The sequence below is a fragment of the Enterobacter cloacae complex sp. P16RS2 genome (genome assembly GCF_014982155.1).
GTDB classification, from domain to species: Bacteria; Pseudomonadota; Gammaproteobacteria; order Enterobacterales; family Enterobacteriaceae; genus Enterobacter; species Enterobacter cloacae_M.
The window spans coordinates 10740-23621 of record NZ_JADCKW010000016.1; the positions used below are offsets into that span (position 1 = coordinate 10740).

The window sequence follows — 12882 nt, forward strand, 5'->3', positions numbered from 1 at the left end:
ATCCTTCCCCCACCACCATCACTTTCAAATGACTCTGAATCTCCTTTTTGCACCAGGCATCATGCATTTCCGTAACGGGGAAGGATGAGAAGCTTCGACTAAGGTTCGATTCGAGCGTAGCGAGAAAGCGTTGCCGCAGGCAACGACCCGAAGGGCGAGGCGCAACGCGCCGAGTAATCCTTCCCCAACATAAAAACCGAATCCGTCGTTGTAGGCCGGGTAAGGCGCAGCCGCCACCCGGCGACAGAAACCTACATCGGCGGCAAACGACGCTTCACCGGCGAACTTTTCACAATCGACGTATTACACTGTGCATGCTCTGCCAGGCCGTCCAGCAACGTATCCAGTTGCTCTATCGATCGCACCACCAGCCTAATCACAAAGCAATCTTCCCCGGTGACTTTGTCGCTCTCAATACATTCCGGCATCGCCTGAATGTATTTATCCACCTTATGCAACAACCCCGGCAAAGGCCGCACGCGCACCAGCGCCTGCAGCGTATACCCCAGCGCCGCCAGATTCACCCGTGCGCCATACCCCTGAATCACACCCCGCTCTTCCAGCCTCTTCAGGCGTTCTGCCGTGCTGGGGGAAGTCAGATCAATGCGTCCGCTGAGCACCTTCAAAGACATGCGCGCATCTTCGACCAGACAGGCTAAAATTTGTCGATCGATATCATCGAGAAGGTATTCCATCCTTTTCACCTAATTTTAAAAAGCCACCACTGCATTTCACCTTATCTCATCCCTGTAAAACCCGACAGTGATTTTCGACAATAGCGTCATACAATCAGGAGGTGGATGATGCGTGATTTCCATAAAGGCGTCTGGCAAATGAGCCTGGCGATGTTAATTTCCGGCTCTATCGGTGCGTTTGTTTTACTCAGCGGTCTGCCGGTGACGGAGGTGGTGTTCTGGCGCTGTCTTATCGGGGCAATGGCGCTTTTTATTTTTATCCGGGTAAGTCAAAAGCCCTTCAGTCCCCTCACCCGCACCACGCTGCTGCTGGCCATTCTCGGTGGCGTAGCGCTCGTGGTGAACTGGCTGCTGCTCTTCGCAGCCTATGAGCGGATCTCCATTGGTCTTTCGACGGTGGTCTATAACACCCAGCCGTTTATGCTGGTCCTGATGGGAATGTTTTTAGGTGAACGCGTTAGCCTGGTGAAATGGGGCTGGCTGTTCCTCGCCTTCGGCGGCGTGGTGATCTTGCTCTCCAGCGAGCTGACCGGCGCGCACGGCAGTGAATGGCTCGCCGGAATCGGCCTGGCGATGGCCGCGGCTTTCTTCTATGCGGTCACGGCCATTATTGCCCGCAAGCTCAGATCCGTTGCGCCGCAGCATATTGCCTTTATCCAGGTGCTGACGGGCGTCGTGATGCTTTTGCCGTTTGCCAGCATGCCGTCATTTTCAGGTGATTTTCCCTGGCCTATCCTGCTGACGCTGGGCATCGTCCATACCGGCATTATGTACCAGCTGCTCTACAGCGCAATTCAGAAGTTGCCTACGCCCATTACCGGCTCCCTGTCGTTTATCTATCCGGTGGTGGCGATCGTTGTCGATAATCTGGTGTTCGGACACTCGCTGAACCTGACGCAGCTCGCGGGCGGCGCGCTGATCCTGTTTGCTGCAGCGGGCAACAACCTGGGCTGGGGCGAAAAAAAACCCCGCGAGTGCGGGGTTGGTATCAAAACGGCGAATTAGCGACGGGCGCGCACAATCTGGTATTTGCGCGTCAGGTACTCCACCGGCGCGCTCCAGATATGCACCAGACGAGAGAACGGGAACAGCACAAACAGCGTCATCCCCAGCACCAGGTGAACGCGGAAGATAAAGGCCACGCCGTCCAGGTGCGCGGAGGCTCCGCCGTGGAAGGTCACTACGGACTGCGCCCAGCCGACCAGCTTCATCATTTCGCTGCCGTCCATGTGCTGCGCCGAGAACGGAATGGTTAGCAGGCCCAGCGCGCACTGCACCATCAGCAGGGAGAGGATCAGGATGTCCGCTGCAGTCGTGGTCGCACGCACGCGCGGGCTGAACAGGCGACGTTTCAGCAGCAACAGGCCACCGACGAGAGTCATCACCCCGCAGGCACCGCCCGCGATCATCGCCATCTTCTGCTTCACCTCGATCGGCAGCCACGCTTCATACATCCAGTGCGGCGTCAGCATTCCCAGGAAGTGACCGGCAAAAATCCCCAGAATACCGATGTGGAACAGGTTAGAGCCCACATGCATTCCCTTACGATCCAGCATCTGGCTGGAGGCCGCACGCCAGGTGTACTGGCCGTAGTCGTAACGCAGCCAGCTTCCCACCAGGAACACGGTGCCCGCGATATACGGGTAAATGTCAAAGAAGAACATATTCAGGAAGTGCATTAGTGCCGTCCTCCGTTAGAGATATTCAAATATTGCGGGGCAACCGCGCCGGCAAAACGACGCTGGTGAGCGGAGATTTCAGACTCGCCGCAGTTCTGGTCAGCAAAGAATTTAACCTGCTCTTCTTCCCAGACCGCATCCAGCGCTTGTGGCGTATCATCGCGGGCTTCATCCGCAATTTTCTCCGCCACTTTTTCACTGTCGACCGAGGCGTTGGCCAGCTTCACCAGCAGATCGAACAGCACCGCATAGCGGCTCTCCCGCTGCTGAAGACGCGCCCCGAGCAGCGCCAGGATCGGCGCGATATCCTGCAGACCGCCCAGCGCCTCTTCTTTCGGCAGCTGCGCCAGGTACTCCAGATACAGCGGTAGATGATCCGGCAGCTCGCGGCTGTCGAGCTGCAGGCCGTGCTGTTCGTACTGGGCCATCAGGTCCACCATCGCCTGACCGCGGTCACGGGATTCACCGTGAACGTGTTCAAACAGCAGCAGCGAGGTCGCACGACCCCGGTCAAACAGCTGGCTGTAGTCCGACTGGGCATCCAGAAGGTCGCGCGCCAGCAGATCGCGGAGGAAAACACCAAGCCGCTGGGCATCGTCTTTATCCAGGTTTTCAGATGACGCGAGTGCATCAAAGAGTTCCTGCTGATGCTGCGCAAGCGCAGCATCCGGGTACTCGAGCAGACGCGAAACAATGACGAGTTCAATCATTGGTGCGGCTCCGTTTTGCTGGTCACATCCATAGCATCGATGCGGCGGCTGTTGAACAGGTTGAATTTGCTGTCTGACCCGTGGCAGCCGTCGCCAAAGGTAAAGCCACAGCCATTTTTTTCCGGGAAGGCTTCGCGGGCCAGCTCGCGGTGGCTGCTCGGCACCACGAAACGGTCTTCGTAGTTAGCGATCGCCAGATAGCGGTACATCTCCTGCGCCTGCGCTTCGGTCAGACCGACCTCTTCCAGCGCGCGGGTATCGGTTACGCCATCCACGGTTTCGGCACGCTTGAAGTGGCGCATCGCCAGCATACGCTTCAGCGCCAGCAGTACCGGCTGGGTATCACCTGCGGTCAGCAGGTTTGCCAGATACTGAACCGGGATACGCAGGCTCTCCACGTCCGGCAGGATACCGTTGCTGCCCAGCTCACCCGCGTCAGCCGCGGACTGAATCGGCGACAGCGGCGGCACGTACCAGACCATCGGCAGCGTGCGGTATTCCGGGTGCAGCGGCAGCGCCAGCTTCCAGTCCATCGCCATTTTGTACACCGGCGACTGCTGCGCGGCGTCAATCACGCTCTGCGGAATGCCGTCCTTCAGCGCCTGCTCAATCACCTTCGGATCGTTCGGATCGAGGAACACGTCCAGCTGACGCTGATACAGATCTTTCTCGTTCTCGGTGCTGGCGGCGTTTTCAATCGCGTCCGCGTCGTACAGCAGCACGCCGAGGTAGCGAATACGGCCTACGCAGCTTTCGGAACAGACGGTTGGCATCCCGGCTTCAATACGCGGGTAGCAGAAGATGCACTTCTCGGATTTGCCGCTCTTCCAGTTGAAGTAGATCTTTTTGTACGGGCAGCCGGTGATGCACATACGCCAGCCGCGGCACTTGTCCTGGTCAATCAGCACGATGCCGTCTTCTTCACGCTTGTAGATGGCGCCGCTCGGGCAGGTCGCCACGCACGCCGGGTTAAGGCAGTGCTCGCACAGGCGCGGCAGATACATCATGAAGGTATTTTCGAACTGGCCGTACATCGCCTTCTGCATGTTCTCGAAGTTCTGGTCTTTGGCGCGTTTCTCGAACTCGCCGCCCAGAATCTCTTCCCAGTTTGGACCGCTGGTAATTTTGTCCATGCGCTGACCGGTGATCAGCGAGCGAGGACGGGCGATCGGCTGGTGCTTGCTTTCCGGCGCGTTGTGCAGGTTCTGGTAGTCGTAGTCAAACGGCTCGTAGTAATCGTCGATGCCCGGCAGGTGCGGGTTAGCGAAGATTTTTCCCAGAAGCCAAGCGCGGTTACCCATGCGCGGCTGCAGCTTGCCGTTGATTTTGCGGATCCAGCCGCCCTTCCACTTCTCCTGGTTTTCCCAGTCGGTCGGGAAGCCGGTGCCCGGCTTGCTTTCCACGTTGTTGAACCAGGCGTACTCCATACCTTCGCGGCTGGTCCAGACGTTTTTACAGGTGACCGAGCAGGTATGACAGCCGATACATTTATCCAGATTCAGCACCATGCCGACTTGTGAACGAATTTTCATTTTACGCTCTCCTGTACCTGGTCATTACCTTCGCCATCTAACCAGTTAATATTCTTCATCTTACGTACCACCACGAACTCATCGCGGTTCGATCCTACGGTGCCGTAGTAGTTAAAGCCGTAGGCCAGCTGCGCATAGCCACCGATCATGTGGGTCGGCTTCGGCGTAATGCGGGTCACGGAGTTGTGGATCCCGCCGCGCTGCTCGGTGATCTCTGACCCCGGCAGGTTAACGATACGTTCCTGAGCGTGGTACATCATGGTCATCCCGGCCGGTACGCGCTGGCTCACCACCGCACGCGCCGTCAGGGCACCGTTGCTGTTGAACACTTCGATCCAGTCGTTATCTTCAATACCCAGATCTTTGGCATCCGTTTCGCTCATCCAGACAATCGGACCGCCGCGCGACAGCGTCAGCATCAGCAGGTTGTCGCTGTAGGTGGAGTGGATACCCCACTTCTGGTGCGGCGTCAGGAAGTTCAGCGCCTTCTCTGGGTTACCGTTCGATTTCGCGCCCATAACTGCGGTTACGGAGCGAGTGTCGATTGGCGGACGGTAGACCAGCAGGCTTTCACCGAAGTCGCGCATCCACTGGTGATCCTGATACAGCGACTGACGGCCGGACAGGGTGCGCCATGGGATCAGCTCGTGAACGTTGGTGTAGCCCGCGTTATAGGACACATGCTCATCTTCCAGGCCGGACCAGGTCGGGCTGGAGATAATCTTGCGCGGCTGGGCCTGAATATCGCGGAAGCGGATTTTCTCTTCCTCTTTATTCTTCGCCAGGTGCGTGTGATCGCGTCCGGTAAACTCGCTCAGTGCCGCCCAGGCTTTCACCGCGACGTGGCCGTTGGTTTCCGGGGCCAGGGTCAGGATCATTTCTGCCGCATCAATCGCCGTGTTCAGCATAGGCTGGCCTTTCGCCGGGCCGTCCGCTTTGGTGTAGTTGAGCTTGCGCAGCAGATCCATTTCGCTCTGGGTGTTCCAGGCGATCCCCTTCCCACCGTTACCGATTTTCTCCATCAGCGGGCCGATAGAGGTAAAGCGCTCGTAGGTTGCCGGGTAGTCGCGTTCAACCGGAATAATGTGCGGCGCGGTTACGCCCGGGATCAGGTCGCATTCCCCTTTTTTCCAGTCCTTCACTTCCAGCGGCTGCGCCAGCTCGGCGGCGGAGTCGTGCTGGATTGGCAGCGTCACCACGTCTGTCTCTTTGCCGAGGTGCCCTACGCAGACTTCGGAGAATTTCTTCGCGATGTCTTTGTAGATATCCCAGTCGCTTTTTGATTCCCACGCCGGGTCAACGGCCGCAGACAGCGGATGAATAAACGGATGCATATCCGAGGTATTCATGTCGTCTTTTTCGTACCAGGTCGCGGTTGGCAGCACGATGTCGGAGTACAGGCAGGTGCTGGACAGACGGAAGTCGAGCGTCACCACCAGATCCAGCTTGCCGTCGAGACCGTTGTCTTTCCACTCCACCTCTTCCGGCTTCACGCCGCCCTGCTTGCCAAGATCTTTCCCCTGGATGCCGTTTTCGGTACCGAGCAGGTATTTCAGCATGTACTCGTGGCCTTTACCGGACGAACCAAGCAGGTTGGAGCGCCAGATGAACAGGTTGCGCGGATGGTTTTTACCGTTCTCCGGCTGTTCAGCCGCGAAGCGGATCGAGCCATCCTTCAGGGATTTCACGGTGTAATCCACCGGTGACATGCCCGCCTGCTTCGCCGCTTCCGCAATGCGCAGCGGGTTAGTGCCCAGCTGTGGCGCCGACGGCAGCCAGCCCATGCGTTCAGCACGCACGTTGAAGTCAATCAGGTGGCCGCTGTATCGGGATTTATCCGCCATCGGCGACAGCAGCTCCTGCGCGGTGACCGTTTCGTAGCGCCACTGGCTGGAGTGGTTATAGAAGTAGGAGGTGCTGTTCATATGGCGTGCCGGACGCTGCCAGTCGAGGGCAAATGCCAGCGGCTGCCAGCCGGTCTGCGGACGCAGTTTTTCCTGGCCGACGTAGTGTGCCCAGCCGCCGCCGCTCTGACCGACGCAGCCGCAGAAGATCAGCATGTTGATCAGACCGCGATAGTTCATATCGAGGTGATACCAGTGGTTCAGACCCGCGCCGACGATGATCATCGAACGACCGTGCGTCTTGTCCGCGTTTTCTGCAAACTCACGTGCGATACGGGTAATGTGCGCGCGAGGCACGCCGGTAATCTGTTCCGCCCAGGCCGGAGTGTAGGCCTTCACGTCGTCATAGCCGGTTGCGCAGTTTTCATCGCCCAGACCGCGCTCCAGACCGTAGTTCGCCATGGTCAGGTCATAAACGGTGGTGACCAGTGCGGTAGAGCCGTCGGCCAGCTGCAGGCGCTTAACCGGCAGTTTATGCATCAGGACGTTTTTCAGTTCAACCTTGTTGAAGTGCTCTGAACCTTCACCGCCGAAGTACGGGAACCCGACCTCGGCGATCTCGTCCTGGCTACCCAGCATGCTCAGGCGCAGCTCCGTCTCTTCGCCGGTGGTGCCGTTGCGTTGCTCAAGGTTCCACTTGCCCTTCTCGCCCCAGCGGAAGCCGATAGAGCCGTTTGGCGCCACCAGCTCGCCGTTGCTGTTGTACGCAACAGTTTTCCACTCAGGGTTGTTTTCCTGGCCCAGCGAATCCACCAGATCGGCTGCGCGCAGCGTGCGGCCCGCGGCATAGTAGCCCTCACGCTCTTCCAGCATCACCAGCATCGGCATGTCGGTGTAGCGGCGAACGTAGTCGGTGAAGTACTGGCTTGGCTTATCAAGATGGAATTCACGCAGCATGACGTGGCCCATCGCCATCGCCATCGCGGCGTCGGTACCTTGTTTTGGCGCCAGCCAAAGGTCGCAAAGCTTGGCGATTTCCGCGTAGTCAGGGGTGACCGCCACAGTTTTGGTGCCTTTGTAACGGACTTCGGTGAAGAAATGCGCGTCCGGCGTGCGGGTCTGAGGAACGTTTGAGCCCCAGGCGATGATATAGCTTGAGTTGTACCAGTCCGCAGATTCCGGCACGTCGGTCTGCTCGCCCCAGGTCTGCGGAGAAGCAGGCGGAAGGTCGCAGTACCAGTCGTAGAAGCTCAGGCAGGTACCGCCGATCAGCGAAAGATAGCGCGCGCCGGAGGCATAAGAAACCATCGACATCGCCGGAATTGGCGAGAAGCCCGCCACGCGGTCAGGACCGTAGGTTTTAACGGTGTAGACGTTGGAGGCGGCAATCAGCTCGTTCACTTCTTTCCATGAGGAACGCACAAAGCCGCCGCGACCGCGAGCCTGCTTGAAGCTTTTTGCTTTGTCAGCGTCTTCTATGATGGACGCCCAGGCATCCACCGGATCGCTGTGCTGCACTTTCGCTTCACGCCACATTTTCATCAGGCGCTTGCGCATCAGCGGGTATTTCAAACGGTTAGCGCTGTAGAGATACCAGGAGTAGCTGGCACCGCGCGGGCAGCCGCGCGGTTCATGGTTTGGCATATCCGGGCGGGTGCGCGGATAGTCGGTCTGCTGCATTTCCCAGGTCACCAGACCGTTTTTTACGAAAATCTTCCAGCTGCATGAACCGGTACAGTTCACGCCGTGGGTCGAACGGACGACTTTGTCATGCTGCCAGCGCTGACGGTAACCGTCTTCCCAGTCCCGGTTGGTATCCAGAACCTGGCCGTGCCCATCGGCAAAAGTTTCGCCCTTCTGTTTGAAGTAGCGAAACCGGTCCAAAAATTTGCTCATCGGGTATCTCCTGTGTGGAGCCTGTGGCTCTCTAAATCGACATTGCTGATTTGCAGCGAAGGTAACGCCCTGAAAGAGGGGGAGAATTGATAACGATCAAGACGAGGAGGGACTTTTCGTGGAGGGGTTATACAAAATACCACCAAAGCGGTATCTTCAAAAAATTTATATCAATATGAAATATATAGTTATTTTTAATTTATCGTACAAAAAACCAGTCAACATTTAACCTCTCAGGTATTAAGGGGTAGACCCACCTGCAAAGCGATGGCGATCACAGTGCCGCCGCAGGCGTCTGCCGTAAAAGCCGTAAGTATGTTGTAACTATTATGCTGAAAAAAAACGCGGCCCGAAGGCCGCGTAAACGGATAATCACACTTACTTATTTTTCTTGGTATTACGGCCATATACCAGCCACGTAATCACAACGCAGGCGATATAGAAGACGAGGAAGACTTTCATGGCGCCGGCCGGAGAGCCGGTCAGGTCCAGAGAGATACCGAACGCTTTCGGGATAAAGAAGCCGCCAATCGCACCGATGGCAGAGATAAAGCCCAGCGCCGCGGCCGTATCCGTTGCCGCCTCGCGCATGGCCTGCTCTTCGCTTCCGCCCTGCGCCTTCACGCGATCCATCGTCAGCTTACGGAAGATCACGGAGATCATCTGGAAGGTAGACGCGCTCCCCAGCCCGGCCGTCAGGAACAACACCATAAATACGCCGAAGAAGGCGATGAAGTTACCGCCCTGCCCGTCGTCGGGCAGCGTCAGGAACAGCAGCGCGCAGAAGACCGCCATCACGACGAAGTTAACCAGCGTCACGCGGGTACCGCCGAGACGGTCAGAGACCATGCCGCCCAGCGAACGCGCCAGGGCACCGATAAACGGTCCGAAGAAGGCAAAGTGCAGGATCTGAATCTCCGGGAACTGCGTTTTCGACAGCATCGCGAAGCCCGCAGAGAAGCCGATAAACGAACCGAAGGTAGCCAGATACAGCAGCGCCATCACCCAGAGGTGTCCACGCTTCAGCACCGGCAGCTGTTCGCTCAGCGATGCCTTCGACGCTGACAGATCGTTCATAAAGAACCAGGCTGCGAGGGTGAAGACCACCAGGAAAGGTACCCAGATCCAGGCGGCGTTCTGCAGATAGAGGGAAGAACCATCCGCCTGCTCAACGCCACCGCCGCCAAAGGCTGCAAAAATGGAGACCGAGATCGCCAGCGGGGCAATCAGCTGCATCACGCTCACGCCCATATTTCCCAGACCGCCGTTAATGCCCAGCGCGCCGCCCTGCTTCGCTTTCGGGAAGAAGAAGCTGATGTTCGCCATGCTAGAGGCGAAGTTCGCACCCGCAAAACCGCACAGCAGGGAAATAATCACGAACACGCTGAACGGCGTAGAGGTATCCTGCACCGCGAAGCCGAGCCAGACGCAGGGGACGATCATGATGCCCGTGCTGAACGCCGTCCAGCGACGACCGCCAAACACCGGCACCATAAACGCGTAAGGCACACGCAGCAGCGCGCCGGACAGCGACGGCAGCGCGGTCAGCATGAACAGCTGATCGGTCGTAAACGTAAAACCCACTTTCGGCAGATTTACCGCCACCGCGCTAAACAACATCCATACGCAAAACGCTAATAACAAACACGGCACGGAAATCCACAGATTCCGGCTGGCTACACGATGGCCGCGCTGTTGCCAGAACGCCGGATCCTCTGGACGCCAGTCAGTAATAACGGCACCATTTTCCCTTTCGGGAGCGGATGAGTGACTCATAGACACCTCTGATTCTCGAATGATGCTGCAAACATTAGGGTTTTAGGGCGGCGGTAAGTTGATATAAATCAAAGGAAAAGTGGGAGGATTTGCGGCGCAAAAAAAGGTCTTATCCTTAGTGAGTAGGCAAATTCGGTAAAAAAGACGTGGTTTTTCACGGCACTGAAGGTTCCTGGCTACCTCCACCTCCTTCCCCCTACTCCGTTGGCAATTTAGGGGTAATCCTTTATTGGTATGGGTATACTCCAGGGTATGCACCAGAATAGCGCCATTCCTGCAAGCAGGCCACGTCAGGAGCACGCCACCTCTATGTTAAAAAGATGTTTATCTCCGCTGACGCTCGTGAATCAGCTAGCCCTTATCGTTTTGCTGTCCACCGCCATCGGCGTGACCGGCATGGCGATCTCCGGCTGGCTGGTACAGGGCGTACAGGGTAATGCGCATGCCATCAACGAGGCAGGATCGCTACGCATGCAGAGTTATCGCCTGCTGGCGTCGGTTCCCCTGACGCAGGACGATCGGCCCCTGATTGATGAGATGGAGCGCACGGTCTTCAGCCCCGAGCTGGAAAACGCCGCCATCCGCGCCGGTCAGCAATCCCAGCTTAACGCCCTTCAGGGCTACTGGCACACCCAACTGCAGCCCGGGCTGAAACAGGCGCGAAGCACAGAAACCGTTGCGCAAGACGTCGCGGGGTTCGTCTCACGTATTGATGCGCTGGTCTCCGCTTTTGACCAGACAACCGAATTACGCATCGACCGGGTGGTGATGGTGCACCGCGCAATGGCGCTGTTTATGGGGCTGCTGCTGATCTTCACCATCGTCTGGCTGCGCGCGCGGCTGCTGAACCCGTGGAAACAGCTGCTTGCAATGGCCCGCGCGGTGACCGCACGCGATTTTACCCAGCGCACGCACATCAGCGGGCGCAACGAGATGGCCATGCTCGGCCAGGCGCTCAACACCATGTCGGCAGAGCTCTCCGAGAGCTACGCGGTGCTGGAACAGCGCGTTCAGGAAAAAACGGCCGGACTGGAGCAGAAAAACGAGATCCTCTCCTTCCTGTGGCAGGCCAACCGCCGTCTGCACATGCAGGTGCCGCTATGCGAACGCCTCTCGCCGGTGCTGAACGGCCTGCAAAATCTGACCCTGCTTCACGACCTTGAGCTGCGCGTCTACGACGTGGAAGATGAAGATAATCATCAGGAATTTACCTGTCAGTCGGATATGTCCTGCGATGACAAAGGCTGCCATCTTTGCCCTCGCGGCCTGCCGCCGCTGACGTCCGGCGGCACCACCCTGAAGTGGCGCCTGACCGACAGCCACACCCAGTACGGTATTCTGCTGGCAACGCTGCCAGCCGGGCGTCACCTGAGCCACGACCAGCAGCAGCTGGTTGATACGCTGGTCGAACAGCTCACGGCCACGCTGGCGCTCGACAGGCATCAGGAAAAGCAGCAGCAGCTGATCGTCATGGAAGAGCGCGCGACCATCGCCCGCGAGCTTCACGACTCGATTGCCCAGTCGCTCTCCTGTATGAAAATGCAGGTGAGCTGCCTGCAGATGCAGGATGCGGAGATGCCCGAAAGCAACAAGCAGCTGCTCAGCCAGATCCGCAACGAGCTGAACACTTCCTGGATACAGCTTCGCGAGCTGCTGACCACCTTCCGTCTGCAGCTGACCGAGCCGGGCCTGCGTCCGGCGCTGGAGGCCAGCTGTCACGAATTTAGCGCCCGGCTGGGGTTCCCGGTGAAGCTGGACTACCAGCTGCCGCCGCGGTTTGTCCCCTCCCATCAGGCCATACATGTACTGCAGATCGCCCGTGAAGCGCTGAGCAACGTGCTCAAGCATTCCGGCGCGACGGCGGTAACGGTCACCGTCAGCCAGCACAACAATCAGGTGAAGCTCACGGTTCACGACAACGGCCGCGGCGTGCCGGAAAATGCCGAACGCACTAACCACTATGGTTTAATTATTATGCGAGACCGCGCCCAAAGCCTGCGCGGTGATTGCCAGGTTCGCCGGAGAGAGACGGGTGGCACGGAAGTTGTAGTCACCTTTATTCCCGAGAAACCGCTTACGACTGCTCAAGGAGAAACCCATGACTAATCAGGAACCGGCATCCATCCTGCTGATCGACGACCATCCGATGCTGCGTACTGGCGTGAAACAGCTGGTCAGCATGGCGCCCGATATCACGGTGGTTGGCGAAGCCAGCAACGGTGAACAGGGCATTGAGCTTGCCGAATCCCTCGATCCCGATCTGATCCTGCTCGATCTGAATATGCCGGGCATGAACGGTCTGGAGACCCTCGACAAGCTGCGGGAAAAATCGCTTTCCGGACGCATCGTCGTCTTTAGCGTGTCGAACCATGAAGAGGATGTGGTCACGGCGCTGAAGCGCGGGGCGGATGGTTATCTGCTCAAGGATATGGAGCCGGAAGACTTGCTTAAGGCGCTGCAGCAGGCCGCGGCGGGCGAGATGGTTCTCAGCGAAGCCTTAACGCCGGTCCTGGCCGCCAGCCTGCGCGCCAATCGCGCCACCTCTGACCGCGACGTCAGCCAGTTAACCCCGCGCGAGCGCGATATTCTCAAACTCATTGCCCAGGGGCTGCCGAACAAAATGATCGCCCGCCGCCTGGACATCACCGAAAGCACGGTCAAAGTGCACGTGAAGCATATGCTGAAGAAAATGAAGCTAAAATCCCGCGTTGAAGCCGCGGTGTGGGTGCATCAGGAACGCATTTTTTAAG

At 58.0% G+C, this 12882-nt stretch carries 9 protein-coding genes and 1 other RNA gene; 4 read left to right on the plus strand and 6 right to left on the minus strand.

Annotation, left to right across the window (positions count from 1 at the left end; genetic code table 11):
• Positions 1-63: 63 nt before the first annotated feature.
• A non-coding RNA gene (locus tag INF68_RS11890) (RtT sRNA) lies at positions 64-194 on the plus strand.
• 57 nt (positions 195-251) lie between these two features.
• Here INF68_RS11890 and INF68_RS11895 read toward each other — a convergent pair.
• Positions 252-695 carry an Lrp/AsnC family transcriptional regulator gene (locus tag INF68_RS11895; protein WP_126786825.1) on the minus strand — a complete coding sequence of 148 codons (444 nt, stop codon included), beginning with the start codon at positions 693-695 and terminating at the stop codon, positions 252-254.
• Between the two features lie 108 nt (positions 696-803).
• Between INF68_RS11895 and INF68_RS11900 the strand changes: the two genes are divergently transcribed.
• A complete protein-coding gene (locus INF68_RS11900; protein WP_126786877.1) occupies positions 804-1700 on the plus strand; it encodes a DMT family transporter in 897 nt (298 codons plus the stop codon).
• On the opposite strand, the gene narI is transcribed toward INF68_RS11900, so the two are convergent.
• From narI to INF68_RS11925, 5 genes are all read right to left on the minus strand, one after another.
• Positions 1697-2374 carry a respiratory nitrate reductase subunit gamma gene (gene narI / locus INF68_RS11905; protein WP_023312107.1) on the minus strand — a complete coding sequence of 226 codons (678 nt, stop codon included), beginning with the start codon at positions 2372-2374 and terminating at the stop codon, positions 1697-1699. The two genes, INF68_RS11900 and narI, sit on opposite strands and share 4 nt — an antisense overlap.
• Positions 2374-3084: a nitrate reductase molybdenum cofactor assembly chaperone gene (gene narJ / locus INF68_RS11910; protein ID WP_045404951.1), complete on the minus strand. Its 711-nt coding sequence runs from the start codon at positions 3082-3084 to the stop codon at positions 2374-2376. Before narJ ends, narI begins: the two co-directional genes overlap by 1 nt.
• On the minus strand, positions 3081-4616 hold the full coding sequence (gene narH, locus INF68_RS11915; RefSeq protein ID WP_126786823.1) for a nitrate reductase subunit beta: 1536 nt from the start codon (positions 4614-4616) through the stop codon (positions 3081-3083). The genes narJ and narH overlap by 4 nt, the downstream gene beginning before the upstream one ends.
• Positions 4613-8356 (minus strand): nitrate reductase subunit alpha, encoded by a 3744-nt coding sequence (locus INF68_RS11920; protein WP_045355813.1) that lies wholly within the window; start codon positions 8354-8356, stop codon positions 4613-4615. Before INF68_RS11920 ends, narH begins: the two co-directional genes overlap by 4 nt.
• A 378-nt stretch (positions 8357-8734) precedes the next feature.
• The gene (locus INF68_RS11925) at positions 8735-10132 is read right to left on the minus strand and encodes a NarK family nitrate/nitrite MFS transporter (RefSeq protein WP_126786822.1); all 1398 of its coding nucleotides are present in this window, start codon (positions 10130-10132) and stop codon (positions 8735-8737) included.
• A gap of 309 nt (positions 10133-10441) precedes the next feature.
• Here INF68_RS11925 and narX point away from each other — a divergent pair, with 309 nt between their 5' ends.
• Together narX and narL are read left to right on the plus strand one after the other, a co-directional pair.
• Positions 10442-12238 carry a nitrate/nitrite two-component system sensor histidine kinase NarX gene (gene narX, locus INF68_RS11930; RefSeq protein ID WP_126786821.1) on the plus strand — a complete coding sequence of 599 codons (1797 nt, stop codon included), beginning with the start codon at positions 10442-10444 and terminating at the stop codon, positions 12236-12238.
• A complete protein-coding gene (gene narL, locus INF68_RS11935) occupies positions 12231-12881 on the plus strand; it encodes a two-component system response regulator NarL (RefSeq protein ID WP_008499531.1) in 651 nt (216 codons plus the stop codon). Before narX ends, narL begins: the two co-directional genes overlap by 8 nt.
• Position 12882: the final 1 nt, after the last annotated feature.